Raw genomic sequence first — 26,151 nt, 5'->3', positions numbered from 1 at the left:
GTCCAGGAAATAATCAGAAGTATGAAACACAGGACTTATGAAATTTTTTAGAATTACATTTATCTCAAAATCATTTCCAGCTACACTTTCGCTGCATTCATCCGATAAACTAATCTTGATTTGGAAATGACGGAAAGGAGAAATGAAAGATTATTTTAATTTTACCTTGTCCCCCAGTTTATCCTTGAACCGCAAATAGATTTTGGCGACTATATCGCTATTATATAAAGTGAGGACATTTTTCTTCTTTTTTCCATTCATAAATATTTCAAGCCTGTACCTGCGGAATTCTTCACTTACTTTTCCCTTCGGAGCAGGTTTAACTGCAGTAATATCCGCATATTTTATCTCTGTTTTCCAGTCAATATGAAAGAAGTAAAAGAGGAATGATTTGATCTGCACCGAATCCTCTTTAAAGATGAAAACAGGCGTTAGATACCACAACAAGATAAAAATTGCAATCACTACAAACGAGCAACTAGTATGATTAAAATCCACTTCATTTTTTATCAGGGAATAGATGATATCAAATGCAGGAATGAATGTAAATATCATAAAAAAGATTAATACCCCGATCGTTGGTTTGAAGAGCGATTGTCGGGTCTCTTCCTGATCAGCCTCCTTGATCTCTTCTTCCTTCATCTCCTGCGTCAGTGATTTTTGATAGAATTGATAAATTATTGTTATAACAATATACGTTAAAATTCCCACACCCGCAATACGTTGAAATAACCTGATTGTTTCAATAAGGCCCGGGTCTTGTATGCCGATAATCGATGCCCATGGAATAGCAAAAAGAACGAAAACGCAGATAATCAATAATACATAGCGTAATATTTCCTTTCTCTCAATCATTTTCAGCAACTCCTCATAAAAATTATACTGAGTTTTTAGTTCCTCTTCATTTGATTCGTTCGATAACCTGATTACTTTACACCATTTGCAAGGCCAGCATTAACGATGTTTCCAAAGCGACTTTTTCGCATTTCCTTCTGCATTTGTTTTCCGGTCAACGCCGTGATTAAATATTTTGGATTTCTTCCCACGTTTGGAGAAAATATTTTCTTCCCAAATCCTCCTGAAATTGCACCACTCCCGGTAGAAACTGCAAGACCTTCCCAAGAGAATTCTTCTGTACTTCCCGGAACTCCTATTGAAGAAAGCATGCCTTGTGTATAAGTATCAACACTATACTCAGCTGCACTCCATGCAGCACCAGCAGCAACGGGGTTTAATGATCCCGCTGCGTATGCGGCCATAGTTCCACCGGCAAATCCTCCTGCTGTACGACCTGCTAACGTGCACAAACTAAAAGTGTTTTCACCAGTTGCCGCATAGGTCCCGATCACCTCTCCTATATACCATGCATCATTAATAGCAGCGCCAGCAACACCCGGGACCCACCAGAGCACTTTCCCGCTCGGATCGGTAAACCGGACAGGATTATTCTGGACGTACGTGTACCTGTTCAGACTCTGGGTGTTGGTAGCAAACCCGGTAAACGGGTCCTTTGAAATAAACCGCCCGGTTTCCGGATCATAATACCTTGCCCTGAGATAGATCAATCCGGTTTCGGAATCCGTCTGCTCCCCGGTGAAAAGGAAATCGTTATACTCCTGACCCGTTATAAAATCCGGCTCGCCGAAGGCATCGTAAGAATACCCGGCAACAGTGTTTCCGCTGCCGTCGCTCAGACCGCGTACGCTTCCCAGTCCGTCGTACTGGTAATAGATCTGTTCTCCCGACGAATTGGTCATGGAGATCCGTTGCAGGCCATAGAGGGAAAGAGATGTACCCTCTCCGTCCGTTTCGGTAAGAACCTGCGGCAGGCCGCCATTGACATCCCATACATACCATGTCGTATTGGCGCTGTCGACGGATTTGCTGAGACGGTTGCCGTCTCCGTCATATGCAAATTCAACTGAGGTACCTCCCGGCAGTGATACGCCGGCCAGTCTGCCGGCATCATCATACCCGTACAATGTTGTCCCGTTTAGTTCATTTTTCTGAATCCGGTTGCCATTGTTGTCATAGGTATAGGTGGTTCCCCCTGCACTAAGCAGCCGGTCACCTGCATCATAAGTGTAGGCAACTGTCGACCTCACGTTCCCGGCAGTTGTGGCCATACTCAGCCGGTTTCCACTGGAATCGTACGTGTAGGTCACCGTTGTACCCGGGGACGTCACCGTGTCCAGGCGGTTCAGTACATCATACTCGTATGTGGTAGTTGCAACGTTCAACCCGAATGCAACGTTCAGCCCGCTTTCCGTGACCTGGAGGTGGTTCCCTACTGCATCAAGCGTATACGCGTGACTCGAGACTACATCCTCTCCATCCGTATTGATCATATTAGTCAGCCTGTTAGCGTCATCATACGTGTATTCCGTCTCTCTCCCGTTGGGATAAGTCATGTCCACCAGGTTACTGTTCGCATCGTAGCCATAGCTGGTAATGCTGCCAGTCCAGTCGGTCACGCCGTTCAGCCTGTTAACATTATCATATCCGTACGAAACCGTCCGGCCATCGGGATAAGTGGTTTGGATCCTGTTGCCGACCGGGTCATAACCGTATTGTACAAACTGACCGCCTGAACCTGTAACGCCTGTCAGCCGGTTAAGCCCGTCATATGCGTAACTCGTCGTCCCGGAACTGTCGGTCATCGTCAGCCGGTTGCCTACAGCGTCATAGGTGTAACTCGCCGATGTCTGGTCGTGGTACGATATTCCTGTGATTCGGTCTAACGAATCATACGTGAGATGGGTCGTATCCCCGTTATTGTCCGTGGAACTGACCTTATTGCCGACTGCGTCGTAGCTGTAACCTGTGATATATCCAAGGGGATCGGTAATGGCGGTCAGGCGGTTCACCTGATCGTAAGAGTACTGGGTCGTGTGGCCGTTCGCGTCGGTCATGGAAACGAGATTTTCCACCGTGTCATAGGCGTAACTTGCTGTCCCTCCCAGTGGATCGGTGACCTGTGTGAGCAGGTTGAGGGAATCATAAGTGTAAAATGTCGTTCTTCCCATGGCATCGGTACAGCTGATCCGGTTTCCTACACCATCATAGCTGTAAGCCGTGCTATGGCCTAGCGGATCGGTAATACTCAGAAGCCGGTCGAGTGCATCATAAATGAGTGTACTGGTCTTGCCTTTGGCATCGGTTGCACTAACCTGACGTCCCACAAGATCATAAGAGTATGTTTCCGTATTGCCGGCGGCATCGGTAAGGGCAATCAGGTTACCATAATTGTCATAACTATTGGTGGTAGCATGTCCGTTGGCATCCTGTGTATTTGTCACCTGTCCGTACTGGTCGTACGTAAAAGTCGTAACATATCCCATTGCATTAGTAGTTTGGACCAGATTGCTGTTTACGTCATAACTGAATGTTTCCTGGTGTCCCAATGCATCCTTACTGCTTAGGAGGTTACTCTTTGAATCATAGGTATTGTTGGTGACGTGACCTGATGCATCTGTAACCTGAATGATGTTCCCGTTCTCATCATAGGAACATAGAGTTGAATGGCGATTCGCATCGGTTGCGGTGATCCTGTTTCCATTACTGTCATATGTGTAATAAGTGGTATTGCCCAGTGCATCAACCTCATTAAGCTCCCAGAAATACTCGTTATGGGTGTATTGGGTACTCCTGCCCAGTGGATCGGTTTCGGTCGTTGTCCGGTTATTCATATCGTAACTGAACGTGGTTACCACACCTTGGGCATTGCTCTGGCTGATAACACGCCCGTCTCCGTCATAAGTATTGGTTACGAACTGGATTCCCCTGGAATTTGTTATTGAGGTCAGCCAGTGGTTTTCATCGTACGTATAATCGAATTGTCCGCCTGCAGGATCGGTATACCTGATCAGGTTATCATTCGCATCGTAGGTATAGCTCAAAATTCTGCCTATGGGATCGGTGATTGAAACGATCCGTCCTGCTGCATCATAGGTGAAGGTCAGCTCTCTCCCTGAGGAATCTGTCACCCGGGTAAGATAATCGCCGGTATAAGTGAGATCTATCTTATTCCCGTTGTTATCCGTGATATTACTCAGCTGACCTGTCGGGGTAAAGATATACTTTATGTGATCTTTACTTTCAAGTGTGTAGGAACAATCTGCATTTATGGTCAATCTATCGAAGACCCCCAGGGGTGGGGAATAGGTACCGTTCGAAACGGCATTATATATATCCGTGTGACCGTCTTCCCGTATCACCAGTACATCTTCACTGCCTTTGATTCCTGCCAGTCTCATGTTGTAATTAAAGGTCCAGCCTGAGCCGAAAGGCCCGCTCATGGGACTCTGGGAATTGTAACTACGGGTAACTGCCAGGGGCAGTCCGCGTCCCGGAATGTAGAGATCCTGGTACTGGTAAACATAATTCCCGGTTGCAAGATTTACCGGTTCACTGGAAAGAGCGGAAAATCCTTGAATGCCCAAAGCGCTCAGATTTCGCAGGAACTCCCGGGGGCGGTTGTTTAGAACCTCTAACATTGATAATCTTGACGGAGAAACAAAAGTAACAGGTATTGTTTGAAGCCCAGGATATACCGGATAACCACACACAAAGCCTGAAACACCATCCGGATCAATTAGTTCAGGGGGATACACATCAAAATTAGAATACCGAACACTATGTCTAGGAACAACAAAATACAAAGAAGGATCATCAAGTATAAGGTTAAGGCCTGAACTTCCCCCCTCAATATTTCCAGTGCAAGTAACACCATTTGCAGTACACGTAAAAGAACCTCCATCGAATACAGAAAGATCAAAAGGTAACTGGTCCGCATTACACCAATAAGCATTACCTAAAACTTCATCAAATGTAATCACTTCATCTTCTTCAATTAAACCCCAATTAGGATCATCCCAAACATGATATCCAAGATCAGACGTATAAGAAAAAGCTGAAGATATACCAACCAAACAACCTAATATTAAAATTATAATAAGTAACTTTTTCATAAAATCACCATAAATCGATGATAAATTCTCATATAATTGGAATAAGCAGACTCAGATCCAAAATAAAACAGAAGTCCGAAACTATCTGCAGTCATAGAACAATGAATCTGTTGCATACCGCATACCGGACTGAATAAAACAGACTCAACTGCTGATTTTAATTTGGTTTCAACAAATTGAGATTTTATATTTTTGCCGGTCTTGGCGTCATTTTCTTTTCCATGAGTAGTTAGGGCAAACCCCTTTATACAAAAGTTGATAATCAACGATAAAATACATGCATTTTTCAATTTTGTAAACATAATAATCCCCCTTTATTTTTCCAGCTTTTGAGGTGTCCGGAGAATTAAAAAAATCCTCTCAATCTCTTTATCCGATCTTTATGGTTTCATCAGACCGGAATTTCTTCAGGAATTTTTCTGTATATTATCATCGGGATTGACCGGTCCCTGGAGAAATTACAGTTTCACGAAGAAACAGAGGGATGAAATGGTTTTTATTTCATCCTCCAAACCCCCAAAACGCACCACAGGAGATGCGAGAATAATTTTTGTATGGCTTAGCAATAAATATTGTTATTTAACAATTTTTTTTGAATACGGGTGGTTTTTAATTTTGAGTAATATAATTGTTTTATGGATAAATTCCATGTATTCAGGAGACAAACACTTTGACCCAAACCAAGCATCAGTTCGCAAAGCGAACACACCATGACTTCAGGCCTTCGTTCTTATGATAAACTGCCCTTTCAGGAGATTAAGCCCGTCAATATTACTTGAGATATTAAATATCTAATCCGAAAAAGAGAGGGAATTTGTTGTCCAGTTATTATCAATATTAACAAAAATAAAAAAAAAGAAAAATTCTCCTATCAGGGTCTCCTTCCGATTATTCTCACCGCTCAAGTTTAAATGTAAAAGGCTCGGAAAGGACAAGATCATGAGTCCTGTATGTCTCGTTGTTGATCGGACCGTCTTTTAAGAAAAATTTGACAGTCATCGATCTGTCGGTTAGGTCCGTTACAACAGTCCACAGCAGACGATCCGTTTCATTCTCTCCTGCCAGTATTTCTTCCGGACTGAGATCTGCATTTGCCTCGACCATCTCCATTGCATCCCATGCATCGTCCGTCGTAAAAGTCCCCTCATGATCCGAGATATAATCGTGAAGTTTTGCACTTCTCAGGTAATCGTCGTGTGCATTATTAGGATTTTCAGGCGGGTATTGACTGATATCTGGCTTGAGATAAACTGCATAATTGGTAAGCGGGACTGCAGTATCCTGGTAATCCGTAAAGATCAATTCACGGGATTCATTGTCGTATTCTGCAATTGTTGCAGCTCCCGAATCGTCGCAGATAAGGAAGTGGACGCCCATGAATGGCATTGTAAACTGTGATTCGGTCAGCATTTGTTTTGCTTCCTCCACATTGGCGCAATGCTCAAGGATCGATCCGAGCACCTGCATGTAATTCGGTCTTGTAGTGGTGAATCCGGCAAGGTCGGAGAAAGCATCGGTATATGTGTCGCCGTCCTGGAGCGACGCTACATACAACCCCTTTTCGTTCAACCCGTCGACAACCCCTGTAAGAAGATCCATGGTTCCTACTACCAGGGTGGCATATCCTTCATCAGGATAGATCTCTGCGACGTGGGCAAGTGTTCCTATTTTATCTGCCAGGAGTTCATCGAATTTTTCGTCATTGATATCCGTATTATTCGTGAACAGACTAAGATCTGTAACACCTGTAAATTCATCCTGGTCAGAATTATAGTACCAGTCCATATTCCTGCCCGCAATTGCGTGACCGTCTTCCGTGCTAACAGGAGGGAAGTAAATCGCCGAACATAACGGGATACCTCCGACGTAAAACGGGAAACTGGCATCGTAGCTGTAATTGTCTTCACCGAGCTGATATGCCTGCTTCACTCCCTGTACCCGCTCGTACAGGTCTTCATCATAGCCTTTGATATACTGCTCTTTTTCCTCCCCGTACACTGGATCGTCGAAAGGCAGAAGAATCGAATTAAACTCTTCTATACCTACCTTTCCCAGCTCATACCCTATCTCCTCTTCCGTTCCTCCCCTGACGACAACATGGATGACTTTCATATATGTTCCGTTCTCCTGGTTCAGGAGAACTTCAGTTGTCGTTCGAGGGCCCTTATCATATGAACCGTACACCACGGCAGAACCCAGGAAAAGAAGAACTACGACCAAAATAAACGCTACAACCAACAGAGGGCCGGTTCGCTTCATCCAAAATAATGCACGGCATTTCCTAATAACCGTGTTGAAATGAAATATCGAAAGAGAATCTAATCAGGCTTAAAAAAATAAAAACCAGGATCCCTGTAGAAGGAGGGTGGATATTTTCAGAAAAAAATCAAAGCATCCCGATAAAATTCTCAAGGATCTTCAGGCCCGTCTCACCGCTTTTCTCCGGGTGAAACTGCGTTCCCCAGGCGTTTTTATTCCTTATCGAAGATGAAAATTCGCAGATATAGTCCGTCGAGGTAAGAGTATATCTCTCCTCTGTTTCGGCATAATACGAGTGGACGAAATAGACGTAGCTGTTATCCGGGATCCCCTCGAAGAGCGGATCGTCGTTTACAATCTTCAGAGTGTTCCAGCCCATATGAGGGATCTTGTATCCCGGCCTCTCCGGGAACTGCTTCACTCTCCCGGGAACGAGCCCGAGGCCCTCGTGTATCCCATATTCTTCACCGACGTCGAGAAGCATCTGCATCCCGAGGCATATTCCGAGGACAGGGGAGGATTCGACGTAATTCATAAGGGCCTTCTTCATCTCGTTCAGTTTTTCCATTCCCTCGGAAAAGGCCCCGACCCCGGGAAGGACCACGCCGTCTGCGGTCGCCATCTCTTCGACATCTGACGTGATAAAGACCGAAGCTCCCGCTTTTTCGACTCCCTTCTTCACACTTCGCAGGTTGCCCAGACCGTAATCAAGAATAGCTACTTGTGTCATCCGTCTCTCCTCTCTTTCTCCATTCGAAATTTACGGCCCATGATTCAGGAAGATCGTTCTTCTCCCTGTAGTCTTCAAGTTTGCTCTCCCATACCTGCCAGAGATCCGGGTAATCGCTCTTTATAGTCTCGAATGTCGCTATATCGCTCGACGGGCACATGAAACACCCGATCCGGTCGATCCTTCTCTCGTATAATTCATTGTATGGCGCCTTCTCCTGAAAAAGATAGAGGAATACGTGCAGGGCGGTCCAGTGCTGGATCGGCGATGCCGAGAGCTGGACCTGGACCTTGAAGTTCCTCCAGACCCGCGGGCTCTTCATCCTCGCGAGAGACTCATACTTCCTCTGTCCGATGAACGAGAGGCACTCTCCCCAGTTCTCCTTTATTAGATCCCTGACCGGGTTCAGTTTACATACGCTGCAGCACCATCTTGCATCCACCGAAGGCGGCCCCTGGATCTCCATGTTATTCCAGAAGGAATCCCCGGCTCCTGTTTTGATAATTTCGAGATCGTATTTCCGGACAACCTCCTCGATATTTTTGTATGTCTCCGGGAATTCAAGGCCCGTATCCGAGAATATAATCGGAACTTTTCCTATCGCCTTCTGCACGATCAGGAGCGTTGCAAGGCTGTCCTTTCCTCCCGAATACGATACGGAAGCGAAGAGATCGGGATTTTTGCTTTTAACTGATTTGACGAAGTTCACCGCCTCGGTCTCCATATTCTTCAGGACAATTCCATTCGATTCCACCGCCTTCTCCCACGTGGATTCTTTGGGAATGCAGACTCCTTGTCCGGCCTTTCTCGTCCTTACTACCTGTCCTCTCTCCATTTTGACGGCATCGGCTGCATTGACTCGTGACCTTCCGGCACCGATGCAGTTGCCCGCCCGGTCGAGTATAAGAACCTCGTCGCCGTCCTTCACATCCGGGTGAATATCGACAAGACCCGGTGCAAGCAGGCTCGATCCGCTCTGAATAGATTCTATCGCACCGTCGTCGGCAATCACGAATCCTTTCTCCGGCTTCGAGTATAATGCGGCATGAGTCCTCGGGAGGATCTCCCATCTCTTCTCTTCCGGAAGATACCTGAACGCACAGACTACTGCGCCTCCCATGACGACCTCCTCCATCCTGTCCTTATCGGGAATTTTATTCAGAACCGCGATATGATTCTCCGGGATCAGGTCGGAACCGAAGAAGGATCTGTATAATTTATTTATATGATCTATATCCGCCTGAAACGCCGGCCTGATATCCCCCGGTGGAGTCACCTGGACCTGGCGTGTTTCGGCGCCGCAGGAGCACTTCTTTCCGAGTACCGGCGTTCCGCACTCGTCGCACCAGTACAGGGTCAGTTTTCCAAGAAACGATTTTGCCATCTGTGATTAATTTTTTCGATTCTAAAAGTAATAAACTGCCGCATCTGTCAATTTATTCCCCCGGAAAATGAGAGATCCGACACTTTCAAAACAGTTATGTCGGAATATATCATTATTAATCATAGCAAATTGCTGGTTCCGGGATCTTTTTTCCTTAATTCCGGGTATTTATGCTGGAAATCTGAAATTGTATCGATTACGGAGAGAGGAGTGATGGAGTTTTGATGCCTTTTATCGTAACTGCAATCCTGTGCTTCATTCTTTACCTGATTCTGACATCGGGAAGCGGAGATGTGCTCGGACTATGGAGTTATGAGGAGATCATCGCAGGGGTATTCGTTTCAGTTGTTGCAGGGGCAATCTCGGGCAGGTTCTTTTGCAGCAGCAAAAATTACAGGATGATAAATCCCCTGAGATGGGTATTGCTGGTAATCTATATCATCCCGTTCTTCATCGAGATGGCGAGGGCGAACCTCGACGTCGCTATGAGGGTGATCACGGGAAAAATAAACCCGGGGATCGTGAGGATCTCGCCCGGGCTGAAGACGGACCTCGGGGTGCTTCTTCTTGCAAACTCGATTACGCTTACTCCCGGAACCTTGTCCGTGGAGGTGGACGAGGAATCGGGAGACCTTTTCGTTCATGTAATCAACGTGAGCGAAGAACTTGCTGCAAAAGAGATTGCGGACGAAAAAGACCTGTTTCCGATATTCAACCTCGTCGGGTGGATCAGGAGGATCGCAGAATGAGCGAACTTTGGTTCATCGTTGCGGGAATATTGTGTCTCCTTATCGTCATCGCGATGTTGAGACTTGTAAAGGGACCGACTGCGCCTGACAGGGTCGTCGCCTTCGACGTGATAAACACCCTGACGGTCGGGGTGTTTCTTGTAGTCGGAATCGGTTATGAGGAGCTCTTCTTCGTAGAGGTCGCGATCGTCTATGCTCTTCTTTCGTTCATCGGAACGCTCTTCATCGCGAAGTATATCGGGGGTGAACTTTGATGATAGAGACTCTTGTTATAATTTTTATAATAATCGGCCTTGTGTTCAATATGCTGGGCGTCATAGGAATTCTGAGGTTTCCCGACGTCTACACGAGACTTCATGCGGAGACGAAGATGACCACCTTCGGGACGATCTTCCTCGGCCTTGCTGCGATAGTATACTGTGCCGGGGGATTCTTTTCATCGAAAGACTCCCAATTCGTCGATCTCTCCGTAAACGTAGTCATAATACTCTTCGCACTTGCGTTCACCAACGCGACCGGATCGCATGCGATCGCGAGGGCGGCGTACAGGTCCGGCCAGAAACCGGCGAAGGCTGTAGTCGACAAACTTTCGGAGGCGAAAAAATGATCGACCTGTATCTTCTGATCCAGATTATTGTGGCAATCGGCCTCGTGATAAGCGCCGTGGTCATCTATGTCTTAAAGGACCTGCTCTCGGCGGCAATCGCATTCGGTGTGTTCAGCTTCCTGATGTCTGTCGAGTTCTACCTGCTCCAGGCGCCGGATGTGGCAATCGCCGAAGCGGCCATCGGAGCGGGACTTACGACCGCAATATTCGTAATCGCCATAAAGGGAACCCGGAAACCCGGGGAAACTTCAGAGGAGGATGAATTATGAGCACGAAGGGTATGCTGACCGCTGCAATCATAATAATCCTTACGGCATCGCTTCTTTTCCCGGCGACCGTGATGAGTTTCGGGTCACCTGCACATGACGAGATGGACAATTATATGATCGACAACGGGCAGGAGCTCTCGGCGGCGAACAACATCGTTACCGCGGTCGTCTTCGACTTCAGGGGATTCGATACGCTTGGCGAGGCTACGGTCCTGTTCACCGCCGTTCTCGGCGTGACACTGATGTTTCGCAGAATGAAGGAGGATGAAGAGTATGAATATGAGTAAGATCGTCAGGTCGACGGCGAATATAATATTCCCGTTCATCCTCGTCTTCGGGTTCTATATAATAATCCACGGGCATCTCACTCCGGGCGGCGGGTTCCAGGGCGGAGCGGTTGCTGCAACAGGATTCGTGCTGATGCTCGTAGCATTCTCCCCGGAGATCATCAAAAAGAAGTTCTCCACCGATTCGATGAAGTACACCGAGGCTCTCGGCCTCCTTCTGTTCATAGTCACGGCGTTCGTCGCGATAGCCCTCGGTACGACATTCTTCTTCAACTGGCTCGCAAACGGGGGCTTCATCTTCGGTGAGTCGGTTGCATTCGGGGCGAACCCCGGATTCCTGAACACGGCGGGAACAATTCCGCTGATGAACATCGCGGTCGGTATCGAGGTTATCGGTGCGATGGGGCTGATAATTCTGCACATGCTCTCGGGAATCGAGGAGGTGAAGGCGGAATGATCTATAATCTTCCGTATATCGCGGCCGGACTGATCATCATTATCGGAATAGTGATGATGGTCACAAAGAGGAACCTCATCAGGATCGTGATGGGCCTTTCGCTTGTCGAGGCCGGCGTGAACCTGTTCCTCGTTGCGACAGGATATATCAGCGGCGGAATCGCTCCGATCTTCACGAACTCTCCCGGCGGGGAGATGGTCTACCCGACCGTACAGGCGATGACGCTTACGAATATCGTTATCGGGATCGCGACGACCGCACTGCTCCTCTCTTTCGTAATGATAATCTACAAGAAATACGGGACCGTGGATGTCGAGAAGACAGGGAGGCTTAAGGGATGATAACCGGCTGGATTATGGAAAACCTGCCGGCACTCCTGCTGGCCGTCCCGATGCTCGGGGCGTTCCTTACACCGCTCGTCGGAAAATTGTCCGATAAAGCACGGAATGCATGGGTCCTGCTCGTAAGTTTCGCGACACTTTGTATCGCAACGCTGCTGATGAACGAGGTTCTCTCGTCCGGGACGGTCGTATACACCTTCGGTGCGTCAAATCCCACGGCGACGGTTCCCGCTGATTCCGGCGGGTTCCCGTTCAGGATCATATTCACAGTCGATGCAATGAGCGTCTTCATGGCAATCTCGGCATCGATCGTCGGATTTGCGGTAACGCTCTTTTCGATCGTGAGCCAGTCGAAGATGTCCGGCAAAGACTCGTTCTATGCACTCCTCCTCCTGATGGAGGTAGGAATCCTCGGAATGGTCTGCACCGGAGATATCTTCAACTTCTTCGTCTTCTTAGAGATCAATTCGCTCGCAGGTGCAGCACTTGTGGCATCACGGGTCGACAAGGGATACGCAGTGGAGGCCGGTCTCAAGTATGCGGTGCTCTCGACACTCGGCGGGCTGATGGTGCTCTTTTCGATCGGGCTCTTCTACGGGCAGTATGATGCGCTGAATATGGCGGTAATCGCGGAGAACATGCAGTTCGGCGTTCTCGACAAGATTGCACTGGTGCTCCTGCTTGTAGCGCTCGCGATGAAGTCCGGTGCAGTCCCGATGCACTTCTGGACTCCCGATGCGTACTCGATGGCGCCGTCTTCCGTAACCGCCTTCCTTGTTGTTGCAAGCCAGGCGAGTCTCTACGGTGTGTTCAGGGTCGTCTTTACATTATACAACGTGACGCTCGATTACGCGACGGTCGGCTGGATCATAATAATAATCGGTGTCCTCTCGATGTTCATCGGAGTCTCGATGGCGATCCCGCAGAAGGACGTCAAACGCCTGATGGCCTACCACGCGGTCTCGCAGACCGGCTACATGCTCCTCGGTGTGGGTGTCGGTCTCGCAGTTCTCGGAAATGCGGCGATGATGGAGTCGTTCGGAATGACCGCGATGGAGGGAGGCCTCTTCCATATAATCAACCACGCGATGTACAAGGGCCTGCTCTTCCTGACTGCCGGTGCGATATTCTACCAGGCGGGAACGAGGAACCTGAACAAACTTGGCGGACTCGGGCACGAGATGAAATGGACTATGGTCTTCTTCATGATCGGAGCACTTGCAATCGCAGGAATTCCGCCCTTCAACGGTTTCGCGTCGAAGCTGATGATCTACGAGTCGGTGTTCATGTTCAGCCCGATCCTGTCGGTCATAGCGATGATCGTATCGATCCTGACCCTTGCGTCCTTCGTGAAGGTCTTCCATTCGATATTCATGGGGCCGAAGCTGCCCGAGTATGAAAGTGTCCGCGAGGTCCCGCGGTTCATGCTTGCCGGAATGGGAATCCTTGCAGTGCTCGTGATCCTCTTTGGGGTCTTCCCCGAGCAGGTCGTAAATTACCTGATAGAGCCTGCGGCGAATGCACTGGTCGACCAGGGGAGTTATATCGCCGCAGTCCTGGGAGGTGCCTGAAATGGCTGCAATCGAGACATTATATACGGGATTCGGTTCGTGGAATCCGCTCATCTGGCTTGCGGCTTTCATAATCGCGATAATTATCGCCTGGCTCATCTGGAGCAGGGGCGAGTCGGATTATAATAAGGGCACGGAGCAGACGAAGCCGTTTATCTCCGGAAACGCCGAGCCCGAAAAGAGCGAGGTTCATGTCCGCGGCGGAAACATGTACTGGGGATTCACGAAGGCGCTCGAGGGTTATTACGACAAAATCGTGCCCCTTCATTCGGGAATTCTTACGGATTACATCCTCTGGTTCCTCGGGGTCATTGCCCTTGTAATGGTTATTGTTCTCGGGGGTGGCGGGCTATGAGACTGTCGAAATCACTGAACCGGTCGCTTTGGGTCTTCCACTTCAACTCCGGTTCGTGCAACGGCTGCGATATCGAGATCGTGGCAACACTGATGCCGAGGCATGATCCCGAGAGGTTCGGGATAAAGCTTGTCGGCTCGCCCCGTCATGCGGACGTCCTGCTCGTCACCGGGCCTGTCGTCCACGCGATGAAGGAGAGGCTTATCCGCGTATACGAGCAGATGGCCGACCCGAAGGTCGTAATCTGCGTCGGAGCATGCGGGCAGTCGGGCGGGGTCTTCTATGACTCGTATAATCTCGACGGTCCGGTCGGGGAAGTTATCCCGGTGGACGTATATGTCCCAGGGTGTGCCCCGAGGCCGGAAGCGATAATCAACGGCGTGGTAAAGGCGATTGCAAAACTCGAAAGACTCCAGGAGGGGAAAAATGACTGATACGGCCAAGAATATGATGACGGCCGAAGAGGTCGCGGAGAGGTTCGCTTCGAAGTTCGGGGACCAAATAATCAGCTCCGAAATAAAGCAGTGGTGCGAGGGAACGAAGAAGACGCCGATAAATTCGATCTGGATGAAGATCGAGACGGAGATTCTCCACGATGCTGTTGGAGAACTGATCTCGATCGACTTCCCGCATCTCGGCGTCATATCTGCGGTCGATATGATCGAAGAGATCGATGTCCTCTATCATTTCACAATCTTCTTCGGCTCGAAGGGTTCGGAGATAACGGTCAGCTTCATCGTATCTGTGCCGAAGGAAAATCCGGTCGTCCCGACGATCTCGGATCTGATCCCCGGTGCTGTTTACTCCGAGAGAGAGAAGCAGGAGCTGATGGGAATAATCGTGGACGGAATCCCGGACCAGAGGGGACTGTTCCTTCCTGACGATTTCCCGGAGGGCATATACCCGTGGAGAAAGGACGATGCCGGTATTCGTGACGATATGGTCAAGGACCTCTGGGCCGTCGGAAGGCCCGAAGACCGTCCGAATCCCCCGGTGAAGCCAAAGCCCGAGAAGAAAAAGAGCGACGAAGAGCCTGCGAAGAAGGCGGAGAAAAAACCCGGGGAGAAACCGGAGGCTTCCGAACCCGCCAAAGATGAACCCAAAGAGGAGGTGAAGAGCGATGAGTGAGAACAAGTCCAAGAAGGCCCCGTATACGATCCCGATCGGGCCGACCCACCCGGCGCTGAAGGAGCCGATCCTCTTTACTTTTAAGATCAACGGCGAGGCCATAGAAGAGGTCGACTTCGCACCCGGAAAGGCTCACAGGGGTATCGAATGGATGGGGATGAGAAGAAATCCCGTCCAGATCGTTCACCTGACAGACAGGATCTGCGGTATATGCGGTGTTTCGCATACGTTCGCCTTTGCGAAGGCCGTCGAGCAGATCGCCGGAATCGAGGTTCCCGACAGGGCTCATTACATCCGGACTATCCTTGCGGAGTTCGAGAGGATACAGTCGCACCTGCTATGGGCCGGAGTCGCGGCTCATGAGCTCGGCTTCGATACACTCTTCAATCTTGCATGGCGTGTCCGCGAGGAGTCGATGGACTTAATCGAGCTTCTCACCGGCAACAGGGTGAATTACGCGATCGTACAGGTCGGCGGTGTCAGGAGAGACATCGAAGAGGAGAAGTTCGCACGGATCGAAGAGGGGCTCCAGTACTACGAAGGTCTTATCAGCAAACTCCTGAAGCTCTTCCTCCATGACAAGACTATAACGATGCGTTGCAGGGACTGCGGTATTCTTACAAGGGAGGCGTCGCTGAAGCTCTGCACCGTAGGCCCGACATCCCGTGCATCCGGCGTGAAGATGGATGTAAGGCTCGATTCGCCCTACGGTGCCTATGGCGATCTCGATTTCGATTATGTCATGCCCGACCAGTACACCGGCGAGACGAGGGGCGACGTATATGACAGGATTGTCGTGAGGCTCCTCGAGGTCGCCCAGTCCGTAGACCTTATCCGCCAGTGCTTAAAGCAGATCCCCGAAGGAGAGACACTCTGGGAGACGAAGATGCCCAAGCTCCTTGCGACGTGCAAGAAGGCCGAAGGCGAGGCGGTCGGAAGAGTCGAGGCTCCACGCGGCGAATGCCTTCACTATGTGCGGATGAACAAATCCGATGCACCCTATATGTGGAAGGTCAAGGCGTCGACGTATTCGAATCAGCTTTCGTGGCTTGAGATCCTGAAGGGCGAGCAGATCGCCGATATCCCGATTATCGTCGCATCGATCGACCCGTGCATGTCCTGCACCGACAGGGTTGCGGTCGTGAGAGACGGAAAGCCGGATATTTATTCGAAGGAATACCTGCATCGTTTGTCGGTCGAGAGAACGAGGAGGCTGATGAACGATGAGTGATCAGATCGATCTTCTGTTGACCGTCGTCGGCGGAACAGTTGCCCTTGCCTTTATCGGGATCGTCTTCGGGCTGATCCTTCTCGGTATCGACCGGAAGTTCGCCGCACATATGCAGGCGAGGGTCGGGCCGCCTCTGAGGCAGCCGTTCATCGATGTCGCGAAACTGATGTCAAAGGACAGCATCGTTCCGGAGAATGCGGTCGCTTCGGTCTTCAACGCGGCGCCTGTGATCGCTCTTGCATCGGCGATAACCCTGCTCCTTTACATCCCCGTTGCAGGACTGAGTCCAGTGCTGGGCGGATTCGGGGACGCGATCCTTGTCATGTATATCCTGACCGTTCCCGCTCTTGCGATGGTCGCAGGCGGTTTTGCATCCGGTTCGCCGTATGCAACTGTCGGCGCCCAGAGGGAGATGGTAACGATGATCGCCTACGAGTTCCCGCTCGCGGTTGCGATCGTCGCTGTCGCATATAGGTTTGCGATGGCCGGTTTCGCCGATCCGTTCTCGCTTGCGACGATGGGCGGTGTCGGAACCGGAATGGTCATCTGGGACGTCGTCGGGCCGCTCGGCATCATCGGCTGCCTGATCCTTCTCTTTGTTCTTGCATGGGTCACGCCTGCGGAGCTCTCCCGTGTTCCGTGCGACACGCCCGAAGCGGAGACCGAACTCTGCGGCGGAATCGTTGCAGAATACTCGGGGCGAAATCTCGGGTTGTTCTACCTCGCAGGCGGTGTGAAGACCTTCGCGATGACAGCTCTCGCGGTTGCGATATTCCTCCCGTGGAATATCTCGTGGTTTACGGGAATCACCGGGTGGACGGCTCTTGTTGCGGATGTTATCTTCTTCATCCTGAAGGTCATCGTCGTGATGTTCTTCTCTGTGAGCCTGATCCGTGTTTCGATGGCGAGGTTCAGGATAAACCACCTTGTCTCGATCTACTGGGGATACATCGCGGTTGCGGCCCTGTCCGGCCTTGTCCTGGTGATCCTTGATGTGCTCATGAAGGGAGGTGTCGTATTATGAGTTTCCTTCCGACAATGGTAGAGGTCTTAAAACAGATCCTGAAGAAGCCGGCGACGAATCTTTTCCCTGCGAAGTATCTCCCGAAATCGATAACCGGATTCCTCGGGAAGGTCGCGGAGGGAAAGGCGGAGATCAACCCCCCGGTTCCGACACCGGAAAATTTCAGGGGCAAGATCACCTATGACAGGGACATCTGCATCGGCTGCAAGATCTGCACCCGTGTATGTCCCGCGAATGCAATCGAGTTCATAAAGGAGACGAAGACTGTCAGGATCTACGTGACGCAGTGCATCTTCTGTTCGCAGTGCAACGACGCCTGCCCCGTGCACTGCCTGCATATGAGCGAGGATTTCCTTCTTGCGGACGAGGACAGGTATTCCGGGAATCTTATTGTCGAGTGAAGGATATTTCTTTCTTTTTTTTTATTGATTCGAATTCCAATTTTAAGATTAAGCTCTTTCATGAGGCAACCCTTGCGCAAGTTCGCTCTGCGAACACGCCCTGACCTCAGGGCTTTGCGCCGGCGATAATGCTGCCCTTACGGGCAGCTTCTCTCTAAAAAGAGTGTGATTTCAAATCTGACAAATGTAAAGAGGAATGTTTGCCCTTCTTTGTTCATTTAATTTCTTTATTTTATCTGAATTTCCTCTTCCCGGCTGAGACAACCGAAAGGCTTTCGCCCTTTCGATACCCGGGACGACCTTCGGTCACCAATTTGTATTTTAGTTTCCCGGCCGGGACTACCCGGAGGGTAGTGTCCAGGCCGGGTTATCTTCATTGTGCAAATTTCAGAGCGACAGCGAAGAAATATTGCGCTTGGGCTGCCCCGTCAGGGGCTTATGCCCTACAGAAATTAGAGGTGATATCCATACTTCTCCGGGAAAACACAAATAAAATTTATTTTTTAGTATACAGGCGATCGTAATGACCGATGTTCATCAGGATGATCTTGCGGGTTTCATAATCGATTCCGTAGAATATGGCATAATGTCCCGCATGGATTCTTCGTGTCCCCTTTAGAACACTCTTCATGGCTTTGCCGGATTTTGGATTTTCCTGTATGAGGACGATCTTATTCTCGATCTGGTTGCAGAATCTTTTGTCGTTCCTGCAGATCTTCTTAAGCTTTAATTTAAAATCGGTGCCGTAGACAAGAGAAAAAATATTATTCATTTGTTGTTCCTGAAAAGAGATCTTTTGCCGTTTTGCATTTTGAAAAGTGACCTGCTTCGATCTCTTTCCTTATGGCCTCGGTCTCCTCGATGAATTCGCCCCTGATGGAATCCTCCGGCGGGTAATAATTCTCATCTATTTTCGATTCTATACGCTCGAGCCTGTTTAAGATCTCACGAAGAGTGTTATCCAGAGTTCCCGTTGAAGCTGAAGATCCTGTCATATCTGATCGGTTCGATATATGCCTGTGAATTTATAAATTTTTTGGATAAAACAGACCTGTCCTGCGAATATGATATAGTTCTTAAAATGGACGATGGCATTTGGTCTGTGCAATAGAGTGCGACCTTTCTTCGCGGTATAATGACACCTGCCCTGCAAACCTTCGGTGCATGACCGGGGATTTTCAGCCTTCTCCTGTCTTACGATGAGGACATGCATGCCGGAAACTGATCCTCTGTAAAAACCGGTTAATTTAACCTAAATTACATTCTCTGGTGGAGATATTTTATGAAATAAAGAACGTTTTCAGTTTTATCATTCCAACAGGAATATATCCGTGTTATTTCAATCTTATTATATGTATAAAAGGATTGGATTTGTGGCAATCGTTATTATGCTGGTATTTGTCTTCCTGTCGGGATGTACTACTACAGATTCGGCAGGGATTCCTATTATAGAGGAGAACGAGACACTTTCAGCCGAACAGACGGCAAATTCGCTGCTCACAGGCGACTGGAGCTCCGGTAATATGACGAACGGGGCCTCCATAACCTATTCTATAGGTCCGGCCGGGGTATTAAAGGATACCTGGGTTTTTAACGGAACGTGGACCCCTGGTGCATCGGAAAACGGAACCGTAAGTTACCTGGTGACGTATACCGACGGAACAGTCTACACGTATTATCTTACGGAAAACGGTACTGTTTTCGATGACGGAACGGGGGATACAAACTATGAGAAACAGAACGGCACTTCCGTAGCAGGCGACGATCCGATTGTCGGTACGTGGGTCTATAAAGGTGGCGACTTTTCCGGTAGCCTTACATTCGATGCGGACGGAAATGTCGATGAATCCTGGACATATTATGGTGAAGTAAAATACGAAGGACTTTCCGATAACGACGGTTATGTCTTCGATGTCAACTACCCGGATGAAGAATGGGATTTCACGTTCACAATGTCATCAGACGGGGAGACTCTTACCGATTCCGACAACAGTACCTTACATAAGGTATAATTTTTTATTTTTTTCCCGGGCGGCACCGGATATGCCCGGAATGCATCCTTACAGTATTACAGGAAATCTTTCTTCTTCAGGATATAACCGAGACAGAAGCAGATTATCGCGGCAAATAGTATGATGTATATATAGGCGAGCGGATTCTGCTGTAGCGGGAGGCCGACGTTCATCCCGAAGAAGCTGGTGACGATGGTCGGTATCGATAGGATGATAGTGATCGATGCCAGTATTTTTATGATCGCATTCATGTTGTTATTGATTATCGAGGCGAACGCGTCCATGGTTCCGGTGAGGATTGTCGTGTAGATGTTCGCCATCTCGATCGCCTGCTTGTTCTCGATGATGACATCGTCGAGGAGTTCGACATCTTCTTCGTAGAACTGTATCGGGCTCGATTTCATGATCTTTTCAAGCACGATCTCGTTTGATTTCAGGGATGTCGAGAAGAATACGAGACTCTTCTGCAGGTTCATGAGCGTGAGCAGGGCTTCGTTGCGGATTGATTTTTTCAGCACCTCTTCGAATTCCGTGCTTTTCCTGTCTATTATCCTGAGGTATTTCAGGTATTGTTTTGCGGTTTGGTATAGAATCAGGAAGAGAAATCTCGTCTTTTTACTGGTGAAAAACGATTTGATCCTCCCGTCGATGAACTGCCTGATGATGGGGGACTCGGAGAGGCATATTGTGACGACATGGTCCTGCTTGATTATTATCCCGAGAGGGAGCGTGTCATACAGGTACGGCATGTCGCTTTCGGTCTCGCGGGGGATATCGATTAATATGAGCGAAACGCCGTCTTCGTATTCGAGACGCGGTCTTTCCTCTTCATCAAGGGCTGCGGCGAGAAAGTCGGCCGGAATCTGCAGCTCAGAGGCGATCTTTCCTATTTCGTCTCCCGAAGGGTGGGTAAGATTGATCCAGCAGTTCTTTTCAGGCTGATCGATCTTGATGACGGCGGATTCTTCCGGGTTTGATTTGTAGATCTCAATCATGCAGGCGCCTCTTTCAGTTTATTGGGAGATTCTGGAGATTTGTTTTGATTATTTTCAACCGGTTAAATGATGATCAATTCCTGTTAGAAAGAAGAATCTCTCACGAAATATAACTTTCCCGGGTAAAATATGGAGTTATATTGTGAATACGGATTTTAATCCGTGGAATAAGTACGCCTGGGGAAGGGTTTCGGGCATTACCTGTCAGGGTAATCATCGCCCGTTGATGTAATACCCGAATACGTTTGTCTGGTCGTTCTGTCTGCCGGAACTGCCTGCATCGTAGATATCCGGTATGGTTACGGAAGGGATGTACTCGTTTCTGTCGAATTCAAGCAGGGTTCCGTCTTCTGCCGTCAAATTTTCAGGCAGGATCATGAATACGTCGACATGTACCGATTCGGGCCCGCTCACCTCGAAAAGCGGGGCGAAGATCCTAATCTCCTTTGACGAGTTGTCCGGGAGATTTTCTATTGTGACGTTTTCCGGCCAGAGGCCGGGATCGTACCTGCTGTATGCACCGTATCCGCCGTCGGTGTTCTTCCTGATTGTTACATCGAATAAAACGCTGAATGTAACATTAGAGAGATCGTAGCCGATGTTGTTGTAGACAATGGCGTCGAAGAATACTTTGTCGTCTTTTATCTCAATGTCCGGGTTGTAAACGGGGATTGCGGCTCCCGGCGGAAACATGTATTCTTCATCCGAAATCCGGTGTTCCCGGTTTATTTCGTTTCCATAGTCTTTTGGAAGAGTCCACTTCTCTCCGTCATATTCTATCTCAGGCTCGCCATAGTAAATGCTGCCGGGGATGTTTCCCGGGGAGAGGATGTAAAATGTGTCTAAGTAGTTGACCTCATAAACCGGCCCGCAGACATCGGAGCACCCTTCCGGCAGGGTCATTGCGAGAAAAACCGATCCTCCGGCGAAGAAGATCACGAGAATCGAAAGAACGATTAACGGGGAGATCGTCTTTCCCGTCATTCTTCCTCACCTCCTGTCAGGTATGCAATAAGATATCCGCCGTCGGATGTCTGCATTATTTTGACTCCTTTTAATTCTCCTTCCAGGAGTTTTATGGAATCCGAGCATGTTTCGTCGAAATCGCAGGTTTCCATAACCAGTTCCTTTTCATCTGAGAGCCATTTGTCCCTGACCGAGAAGAGGGTATATCCGGAATTCCCGTCAACAAAAATCTCCGGGAATGAATTGCCGGTCATTACATCGTGATATGTGCCCGAATCCGGGTAATATATATGGAAATATTCTTTATAATCCGCGGGATTGTCCTCCGGGCGGTCGACGTCCCGGACGATTATGATATTGCCGTCACTGCCGCTGTCAATGGAGATATAGGATGCATGAGAAGTTCCGATAATCTCTTCTTTTACCGGGTTTAAGTTATCGTCGAGCCAGATTGCCTTCAAATCCCCGGATTTATCGTCTTTTATACAGAGAATGTACCCGCCGTTATAGGCAGGAGCCACATCATTTATTGTCATCTTGTAAGGTCGTCCGGTATATCCTTCATATGCAAATGATCTGGTGCCGGAAATATTTCCACTGGAATCCATAAAGGCACAGTCTACCCCCCGGCTGATGAGTAACTTATTTCCATCGACAGGCACAATTTTAACGGAATTTTCATTTTGTTTTAGAGATTCTGGAATTGAATATTGGCCGGTTATGCTCCCGTTGTAGTCCAGCCCGAGGATATTTTTGCCGTAGTAGGATATCAAAAAGCCTGAGCCGGGAATTTCGACAGGACTGCCTGTTTCTCCGTCGCCCCTGAGGAACGGGACGGGATCGGAGATTGTTCCGTCTTTACTGACATAGGTCAGGGTATTCAGGTTCCCGTGTGTCGAGAATTCATACCCGAAAAGAGCGTAACTTCCGTTTTCCATCTCCAGGACGGTGCCGGGCTGAGTGTTTGTCGTTGTTATCGGATCTGTTTCCCAGGTCCTGTTGCCGTACGGATCGATCTTCAGTAAAACGAGATTGTTTGAATTGTATTCCCCGTAGCTGATTACTTCAGGCTCCTGGAGATGTGCGGCGGCAAGACCGAAAAAAAGCGGCACGAATACGATTAGGAGTGCCGTTAATGCAAAGCAGGCAAATTTTTCCTGCAATGCCCTGTTGGGATCTTCTCCGCCGGGAAATCCTTTCTTCAGGAGTGATCCGGCATAGTAGGATCCTGCAACTCCTCCGATTAATCCTGATATGACAAAGGGGAAGAAGTTGTTGAAGATGTTTGTGAGCGAATGCATCAGACCGGAACTGCCGAAAGATGCGAGGAGAATTATGACTGTCGGAAAGAGGAAGATGTAGATCCCGGTAAACAGTCCTCCCAAAAGCCCGTACCAGCTGAATTTCACCTGAAGCGATCCCGGTTCTCCGTCTGCTTCCGGGCCTTCTGCACGATCTCTCCTGTAGATGGCGATCTGGGCGAAGAAGCCTGCCGAGAACTGGACGAAGAGGACCATAATATATGTCTGGACAAGACCGATGGAATACAGAATATTCATCATCGAGGCGGCCCAGAAAACGTTCATGATGACGTACAGGACTATTATCGCCGCAAAGCCCACGAATCCGTAGGCGAGCGTAATTTTCAGAATGCCGGATAAAGGGATTTCCCTGTTTTCCGTAGATTTTTCTGTCATGTTATAATACCTCGTAGCTCCAGTTGCCATCGCGTTCATATGACGATGGAGACTGCCGTTCTTTTATCGAGAACGAGCGGATTGTTATCGTGATATTTTCGACGCCGGCAGGAACGGGGTCGGATTTGACTGAAAATCCCATAGCATCGCCGTCCCATCTTTTCCAGTCGGTCGATGTGACATTTTCGGGATCTCTTCCGCTGACAAATATATCGCCATCCAGTAAAACATCAGGGTACGGGGGCTCACCGTTACCGGATTCCGACATGTTTTTGATGAACATGGAGTGAGCTATAAAGCAGTACAGTGAGCTTTCGTTTGTGAATTCCGCGTATTCGAGTTTAATATTCAGGTCGCCGTTCCTTATAGAGGTATCAGGGTAAATTTTCCCGGCAAATGCTCCTTTCTCTATAACGTCTTCCGGGAGCGGGGAGGCATAGTCCTCAGGGTGCGGGGGGGTTTTTACCAATCCGCTGAATACATCGTGCCATATTACCGTTCCGTTTCCGCCGACTGCAACGGTAATCGATCTTCCCGAACGTCCCGGGTCGGGATCAGGATAGAAGACGAATTTGTAGATCGTGTTCCCGTCTTCTCCCGTTATTATCTCGGTTTCGATAATCCCGGGTTCGTCTCCATTCAACTCCTCTTCCAGGAGACTGTCGTTCAGCGCAACCAGGAGCGCCTCGTTTTCATCCAGGAAGGTTTCCCGGTCATCTGAAGTTGTGCAGCCTGAAAAAAAAGAAAGTAACAGAATTATTACTGTCAAAGATGCAATCGCGTATTTTAAGTGAATCAAATATTCTCTCCCCCGCTGTTTGATCATCATTCCGCTCCCCCGGGGACGGAATAAAGGTGAAACAAGATATAATGAATATTATTTACACGCAGGTTTAATCTTCCGGTTATTGTGTTCTTTGGTATTAATCCCGGAGCTCCGGGACTTTTCCGGGGTCGTCTTTAATAATTTCCAGTAATTTTTCACAGGCTTCTTCGATCTCCGGCGAGAGCTCCTCCCCGAAGTCCGTAGTCTTCGGTTCGATTCCGATGATGATGATCCTTCCCGCATATTCTTTCAGGTATGCAGTAAGCTGGGAGAGAGGGAGCTGGTGGGTCCCGAACGAGACATCGGTAATCTTTTCTTCGGGGACCTGCCTGAATTCGCCGGGTGAAAGCCCCATCCTTGCGGCATCGACGACGAGAAGAATCTCCGGTTTTTCCCTCCTGACTATCGATGTGAAATTTTCCGGGGCGGTTCCGCAGTTGTACGGGATCCAGCCGTCCTTTAGAAATGATTCGGCGACAAAGATGCCGGCACCGTCGTCTGAGAGGAGAGTATTACCGACGCCCAGCAAAATATTCATTTATATTGGTTGGGCTCCGAAATATTAAACAGGTGATCCATGTCCAGGGTAAAATACGGAATAATTCTCATACTGGTGTTGGTATTTGTTCTTTTGACATCCGGGTGTTCGAATAGTTTTTTTCATTTCAGCGATGCGGATTACCCGTCCATCGACCACGGTAACGCTGCACCGGAATACGTGACGATCGAGGATACGTTCAGTTTCCAGAACAGCGAGATCTCGATAAAATATTCGGTCGACAAGGTCCTGTATGAAGATGCGAAGAATACGGACAAATACGTCTATCTTTATGAAAATATCTCGGACGAAGAATGGACTTCGGAGTATTACAGGTCGTTTGTCTACAGCGAATACATGGACGAGGTCTACGAGGCGATTCTCGGGTCGCTGAGGAAGGTGAAAGATCAGCTTTCGCTTGACAACGACGAGTACGCAGAGTTGATCTCGGTTTATGTGCAGTCGATCCCGTATCTGACAGACAGAAACGATACGGATCCCAAGTACCCGGTTGAAACCGTTTACGAGGATTCGGGAGACTGCGACGACAAGAGCATTCTTCTCGCCGGGCTTCTTTTAAAGGAGGGCTATGATGTCGCACTTCTCGAATACGATTCCGAGGAGCACATGAACGTGGGGATCAAATCGAACGGGTGCGAATACAGGGATACGGGATATGCGGCCATCGAGTCGACGGACGTGAATCTGATCGGGTGGGAGAAGCTCGAGATCGGCGACGGAGAGATGCTGGATTCCGATCCGCTCGTGATCACCTTCGACAACGAAGGCGGACTGTATTATACCGCATGCAGCCAGGTTCAGAAGATCTATAATATTTTTGAAAGAAAAGCTTTGACCTGCGAAGAGCTCTCGTCGCAGATTGAACAGGAGGAGGCGGAGCTTGCAACTCTTAAGAACGAGATCGATTCCATGTCGAATCAGCTCGACCAGATGAGAAGAAGCGGGGATATTTCGGGTTACAACAAGAATGTTCCTGTCTACAATTCGAAGGTCAATTCATATAACAGCAGATCGCAGAGTCTCCAGTCGGTTGTCGACCGCTATAACGAATGCGTCGAAGTCCACAACTGGATCCTCGAACACCAGTACGACCGGAAAGGGCTGTACCAGTATGTTCTTTATATGTGATCTTTAGAGATTGTTCTTTATGTAGTCAGATGGTTTCACTATAAAATAAAAGAAACCAGTTCTTTTTATTTCGATGATTGGGTCAGAGCAGGTATATGCCGTTAGATCAATTATTTACTTCGGGGGCAGATGAGGACTGTTGCTCCACTAAACGCCTTTTAAAAAATTAATAAACGGTTGAGTAAAGGACCTGGCCTCAGAACTC

The 26,151-nt window shown here is 48.7% G+C and carries 29 protein-coding genes; 16 read left to right on the top strand and 13 right to left on the bottom strand.

All coding sequences use genetic code 11. The features are described 5' to 3' along the window. Positions 1-150: 150 nt before the first annotated feature. The 6 genes from MPET_RS08060 to MPET_RS08035 all read right to left on the bottom strand — a co-directional run bounded on the left by MPET_RS08060 (position 151) and on the right by MPET_RS08035 (position 9,343). Entirely contained in the window at positions 151-855 is a 705-nt protein-coding gene (locus MPET_RS08060; RefSeq protein WP_013329524.1) for a hypothetical protein, read from the bottom strand. A 71-nt stretch (positions 856-926) separates the two neighbouring features. Then, complete coding sequence (locus tag MPET_RS08055) at positions 927-4,496, bottom strand: RHS repeat-associated core domain-containing protein (RefSeq protein WP_225353800.1); 3,570 nt, start codon at positions 4,494-4,496, stop codon at positions 927-929. Positions 4,497-4,966: 470 nt separating this feature from the next. After that, positions 4,967-5,272 carry a hypothetical protein gene (locus MPET_RS08050; RefSeq protein WP_013329522.1) on the bottom strand — a complete coding sequence of 102 codons (306 nt, stop codon included), beginning with the start codon at positions 5,270-5,272 and terminating at the stop codon, positions 4,967-4,969. Positions 5,273-5,864: 592 nt separating this feature from the next. Beyond that, entirely contained in the window at positions 5,865-7,229 is a 1,365-nt protein-coding gene (locus MPET_RS08045) for a linear amide C-N hydrolase (RefSeq protein WP_013329521.1), read from the bottom strand. Positions 7,230-7,356: 127 nt separating this feature from the next. After that, a complete protein-coding gene (hisH, locus tag MPET_RS08040; protein ID WP_013329520.1) occupies positions 7,357-7,959 on the bottom strand; it encodes an imidazole glycerol phosphate synthase subunit HisH in 603 nt (200 codons plus the stop codon). Next, complete coding sequence (locus MPET_RS08035) at positions 7,937-9,343, bottom strand: phosphoadenosine phosphosulfate reductase domain-containing protein (protein ID WP_013329519.1); 1,407 nt, start codon at positions 9,341-9,343, stop codon at positions 7,937-7,939. The genes hisH and MPET_RS08035 overlap by 23 nt, the downstream gene beginning before the upstream one ends. Positions 9,344-9,567: 224 nt before the next feature. Between MPET_RS08035 and MPET_RS08030 the strand changes: the two genes are divergently transcribed. Genes MPET_RS08030 through MPET_RS07965 form a run of 14 tightly spaced genes read left to right on the top strand, consistent with a single transcriptional unit; the run spans position 9,568 to position 17,763 of the window. Beyond that, entirely contained in the window at positions 9,568-10,092 is a 525-nt protein-coding gene (locus tag MPET_RS08030) for a Na+/H+ antiporter subunit E (protein ID WP_013329518.1), read from the top strand. Further along, the gene (locus MPET_RS08025) at positions 10,089-10,346 is read left to right on the top strand and encodes a cation:proton antiporter (RefSeq protein ID WP_013329517.1); all 258 of its coding nucleotides are present in this window, start codon (positions 10,089-10,091) and stop codon (positions 10,344-10,346) included. Before MPET_RS08030 ends, MPET_RS08025 begins: the two co-directional genes overlap by 4 nt. After that, entirely contained in the window at positions 10,346-10,699 is a 354-nt protein-coding gene (mnhG, locus tag MPET_RS08020; protein WP_013329516.1) for a monovalent cation/H(+) antiporter subunit G, read from the top strand. Before MPET_RS08025 ends, mnhG begins: the two co-directional genes overlap by 1 nt. Next, positions 10,696-10,968, top strand: a complete 273-nt coding sequence (locus MPET_RS08015) for a hydrogenase subunit MbhD domain-containing protein (protein ID WP_013329515.1) — start codon at positions 10,696-10,698, stop codon at positions 10,966-10,968. The genes mnhG and MPET_RS08015 overlap by 4 nt, the downstream gene beginning before the upstream one ends. Then, positions 10,965-11,255, top strand: a complete 291-nt coding sequence (mbhE, locus tag MPET_RS08010) for a hydrogen gas-evolving membrane-bound hydrogenase subunit E (protein WP_013329514.1) — start codon at positions 10,965-10,967, stop codon at positions 11,253-11,255. Before MPET_RS08015 ends, mbhE begins: the two co-directional genes overlap by 4 nt. After that, positions 11,242-11,712, top strand: a complete 471-nt coding sequence (locus MPET_RS08005) for an MnhB domain-containing protein (RefSeq protein ID WP_013329513.1) — start codon at positions 11,242-11,244, stop codon at positions 11,710-11,712. Before mbhE ends, MPET_RS08005 begins: the two co-directional genes overlap by 14 nt. Continuing rightward, positions 11,709-12,053: a sodium:proton antiporter gene (locus tag MPET_RS08000; protein WP_013329512.1), complete on the top strand. Its 345-nt coding sequence runs from the start codon at positions 11,709-11,711 to the stop codon at positions 12,051-12,053. Before MPET_RS08005 ends, MPET_RS08000 begins: the two co-directional genes overlap by 4 nt. Next, on the top strand, positions 12,050-13,624 hold the full coding sequence (locus tag MPET_RS07995) for a proton-conducting transporter transmembrane domain-containing protein (RefSeq protein WP_013329511.1): 1,575 nt from the start codon (positions 12,050-12,052) through the stop codon (positions 13,622-13,624). Before MPET_RS08000 ends, MPET_RS07995 begins: the two co-directional genes overlap by 4 nt. A 1-nt stretch (position 13,625) precedes the next feature. Then, on the top strand, positions 13,626-13,979 hold the full coding sequence (locus MPET_RS07990) for a hypothetical protein (protein ID WP_013329510.1): 354 nt from the start codon (positions 13,626-13,628) through the stop codon (positions 13,977-13,979). Beyond that, on the top strand, positions 13,976-14,413 hold the full coding sequence (locus MPET_RS07985; RefSeq protein WP_013329509.1) for an NADH-quinone oxidoreductase subunit B family protein: 438 nt from the start codon (positions 13,976-13,978) through the stop codon (positions 14,411-14,413). The genes MPET_RS07990 and MPET_RS07985 overlap by 4 nt, the downstream gene beginning before the upstream one ends. Then, complete coding sequence (locus tag MPET_RS07980; RefSeq protein WP_013329508.1) at positions 14,406-15,107, top strand: NADH-quinone oxidoreductase subunit C; 702 nt, start codon at positions 14,406-14,408, stop codon at positions 15,105-15,107. The genes MPET_RS07985 and MPET_RS07980 overlap by 8 nt, the downstream gene beginning before the upstream one ends. Next, the gene (locus MPET_RS07975; RefSeq protein ID WP_013329507.1) at positions 15,100-16,338 is read left to right on the top strand and encodes a hydrogenase large subunit; all 1,239 of its coding nucleotides are present in this window, start codon (positions 15,100-15,102) and stop codon (positions 16,336-16,338) included. Before MPET_RS07980 ends, MPET_RS07975 begins: the two co-directional genes overlap by 8 nt. After that, a complete protein-coding gene (locus tag MPET_RS07970; RefSeq protein WP_013329506.1) occupies positions 16,331-17,362 on the top strand; it encodes a respiratory chain complex I subunit 1 family protein in 1,032 nt (343 codons plus the stop codon). Before MPET_RS07975 ends, MPET_RS07970 begins: the two co-directional genes overlap by 8 nt. Beyond that, on the top strand, positions 17,359-17,763 hold the full coding sequence (locus tag MPET_RS07965) for a 4Fe-4S dicluster domain-containing protein (RefSeq protein ID WP_013329505.1): 405 nt from the start codon (positions 17,359-17,361) through the stop codon (positions 17,761-17,763). Before MPET_RS07970 ends, MPET_RS07965 begins: the two co-directional genes overlap by 4 nt. A gap of 496 nt (positions 17,764-18,259) precedes the next feature. On the opposite strand, the gene MPET_RS07960 is transcribed toward MPET_RS07965, so the two are convergent. Further along, on the bottom strand, positions 18,260-18,535 hold the full coding sequence (locus MPET_RS07960; protein ID WP_013329504.1) for a type II toxin-antitoxin system RelE family toxin: 276 nt from the start codon (positions 18,533-18,535) through the stop codon (positions 18,260-18,262). Beyond that, positions 18,528-18,758, bottom strand: a complete 231-nt coding sequence (locus MPET_RS07955) for a hypothetical protein (RefSeq protein WP_013329503.1) — start codon at positions 18,756-18,758, stop codon at positions 18,528-18,530. The genes MPET_RS07960 and MPET_RS07955 overlap by 8 nt, the downstream gene beginning before the upstream one ends. Positions 18,759-19,115: 357 nt before the next feature. Between MPET_RS07955 and MPET_RS07945 the strand changes: the two genes are divergently transcribed. Then, on the top strand, positions 19,116-19,775 hold the full coding sequence (locus MPET_RS07945) for a hypothetical protein (RefSeq protein WP_013329502.1): 660 nt from the start codon (positions 19,116-19,118) through the stop codon (positions 19,773-19,775). A gap of 56 nt (positions 19,776-19,831) precedes the next feature. Here the strand turns inward: MPET_RS07945 and MPET_RS07940 are convergent, their stop codons facing one another. The 5 genes from MPET_RS07940 to hycI all read right to left on the bottom strand — a co-directional run bounded on the left by MPET_RS07940 (position 19,832) and on the right by hycI (position 24,797). Continuing rightward, positions 19,832-20,770, bottom strand: a complete 939-nt coding sequence (locus MPET_RS07940) for a magnesium transporter CorA family protein (protein ID WP_013329501.1) — start codon at positions 20,768-20,770, stop codon at positions 19,832-19,834. A gap of 213 nt (positions 20,771-20,983) precedes the next feature. Beyond that, complete coding sequence (locus MPET_RS07935; RefSeq protein WP_013329500.1) at positions 20,984-21,754, bottom strand: hypothetical protein; 771 nt, start codon at positions 21,752-21,754, stop codon at positions 20,984-20,986. Next, positions 21,751-23,433 carry a hypothetical protein gene (locus MPET_RS07930; RefSeq protein ID WP_013329499.1) on the bottom strand — a complete coding sequence of 561 codons (1,683 nt, stop codon included), beginning with the start codon at positions 23,431-23,433 and terminating at the stop codon, positions 21,751-21,753. The genes MPET_RS07935 and MPET_RS07930 overlap by 4 nt, the downstream gene beginning before the upstream one ends. Before the next feature lies 1 nt (position 23,434). Continuing rightward, positions 23,435-24,202 (bottom strand): hypothetical protein, encoded by a 768-nt coding sequence (locus MPET_RS07925; RefSeq protein ID WP_187287545.1) that lies wholly within the window; start codon positions 24,200-24,202, stop codon positions 23,435-23,437. A 154-nt stretch (positions 24,203-24,356) separates the two neighbouring features. Next, complete coding sequence (gene hycI / locus MPET_RS07920) at positions 24,357-24,797, bottom strand: hydrogenase maturation peptidase HycI (protein ID WP_013329497.1); 441 nt, start codon at positions 24,795-24,797, stop codon at positions 24,357-24,359. Between the two features lie 39 nt (positions 24,798-24,836). On the opposite strand from hycI, the gene MPET_RS07915 reads away from it, so the two are divergent. Then, positions 24,837-25,946, top strand: coding sequence for a hypothetical protein (locus MPET_RS07915; protein WP_013329496.1), 1,110 nt, complete (start codon positions 24,837-24,839; stop codon positions 25,944-25,946). The last annotated feature ends 205 nt before the right edge of the window (positions 25,947-26,151 follow it).

Origin of the sequence: Methanolacinia petrolearia DSM 11571, assembly GCF_000147875.1 — an archaeon.
Classification (GTDB): domain Archaea; phylum Halobacteriota; class Methanomicrobia; order Methanomicrobiales; family Methanomicrobiaceae; genus Methanolacinia; species Methanolacinia petrolearia.
This window is presented reverse-complemented; position numbering and strand designations above follow the sequence as displayed.

Coding starts and splice junctions, on each gene's coding strand:
- MPET_RS07990 (WP_013329510.1), top strand. CDS start 13,626: ATGGCTGCAATCGAGACATTATATACGGGATTCGGTTCGTGGAATCCG.
- MPET_RS07970 (WP_013329506.1), top strand. CDS start 16,331: ATGAGTGATCAGATCGATCTTCTGTTGACCGTCGTCGGCGGAACAGTT.
- MPET_RS08050 (WP_013329522.1), bottom strand. CDS start 5,272: ATGTTTACAAAATTGAAAAATGCATGTATTTTATCGTTGATTATCAAC.
- MPET_RS08060 (WP_013329524.1), bottom strand. CDS start 855: ATGATTGAGAGAAAGGAAATATTACGCTATGTATTATTGATTATCTGC.
- MPET_RS07975 (WP_013329507.1), top strand. CDS start 15,100: ATGAGTGAGAACAAGTCCAAGAAGGCCCCGTATACGATCCCGATCGGG.
- MPET_RS08035 (WP_013329519.1), bottom strand. CDS start 9,343: ATGGCAAAATCGTTTCTTGGAAAACTGACCCTGTACTGGTGCGACGAG.
- MPET_RS08030 (WP_013329518.1), top strand. CDS start 9,568: ATGCCTTTTATCGTAACTGCAATCCTGTGCTTCATTCTTTACCTGATT.
- MPET_RS08005 (WP_013329513.1), top strand. CDS start 11,242: ATGAATATGAGTAAGATCGTCAGGTCGACGGCGAATATAATATTCCCG.
- MPET_RS07980 (WP_013329508.1), top strand. CDS start 14,406: ATGACTGATACGGCCAAGAATATGATGACGGCCGAAGAGGTCGCGGAG.
- MPET_RS07955 (WP_013329503.1), bottom strand. CDS start 18,758: ATGACAGGATCTTCAGCTTCAACGGGAACTCTGGATAACACTCTTCGT.
- mbhE (WP_013329514.1), top strand. CDS start 10,965: ATGAGCACGAAGGGTATGCTGACCGCTGCAATCATAATAATCCTTACG.
- MPET_RS07945 (WP_013329502.1), top strand. CDS start 19,116: ATGTATAAAAGGATTGGATTTGTGGCAATCGTTATTATGCTGGTATTT.
- hycI (WP_013329497.1), bottom strand. CDS start 24,797: ATGAATATTTTGCTGGGCGTCGGTAATACTCTCCTCTCAGACGACGGT.
- MPET_RS08055 (WP_225353800.1), bottom strand. CDS start 4,496: ATGTTAGAGGTTCTAAACAACCGCCCCCGGGAGTTCCTGCGAAATCTG.
- MPET_RS07940 (WP_013329501.1), bottom strand. CDS start 20,770: ATGATTGAGATCTACAAATCAAACCCGGAAGAATCCGCCGTCATCAAG.
- MPET_RS08015 (WP_013329515.1), top strand. CDS start 10,696: ATGATCGACCTGTATCTTCTGATCCAGATTATTGTGGCAATCGGCCTC.
- MPET_RS07965 (WP_013329505.1), top strand. CDS start 17,359: ATGAGTTTCCTTCCGACAATGGTAGAGGTCTTAAAACAGATCCTGAAG.
- MPET_RS07960 (WP_013329504.1), bottom strand. CDS start 18,535: ATGAATAATATTTTTTCTCTTGTCTACGGCACCGATTTTAAATTAAAG.
- hisH (WP_013329520.1), bottom strand. CDS start 7,959: ATGACACAAGTAGCTATTCTTGATTACGGTCTGGGCAACCTGCGAAGT.
- MPET_RS07930 (WP_013329499.1), bottom strand. CDS start 23,433: ATGACAGAAAAATCTACGGAAAACAGGGAAATCCCTTTATCCGGCATT.
- MPET_RS07985 (WP_013329509.1), top strand. CDS start 13,976: ATGAGACTGTCGAAATCACTGAACCGGTCGCTTTGGGTCTTCCACTTC.
- MPET_RS07995 (WP_013329511.1), top strand. CDS start 12,050: ATGATAACCGGCTGGATTATGGAAAACCTGCCGGCACTCCTGCTGGCC.
- MPET_RS07915 (WP_013329496.1), top strand. CDS start 24,837: ATGTCCAGGGTAAAATACGGAATAATTCTCATACTGGTGTTGGTATTT.
- MPET_RS08045 (WP_013329521.1), bottom strand. CDS start 7,229: ATGAAGCGAACCGGCCCTCTGTTGGTTGTAGCGTTTATTTTGGTCGTA.
- MPET_RS07935 (WP_013329500.1), bottom strand. CDS start 21,754: ATGACGGGAAAGACGATCTCCCCGTTAATCGTTCTTTCGATTCTCGTG.
- MPET_RS08000 (WP_013329512.1), top strand. CDS start 11,709: ATGATCTATAATCTTCCGTATATCGCGGCCGGACTGATCATCATTATC.
- MPET_RS08025 (WP_013329517.1), top strand. CDS start 10,089: ATGAGCGAACTTTGGTTCATCGTTGCGGGAATATTGTGTCTCCTTATC.
- mnhG (WP_013329516.1), top strand. CDS start 10,346: ATGATAGAGACTCTTGTTATAATTTTTATAATAATCGGCCTTGTGTTC.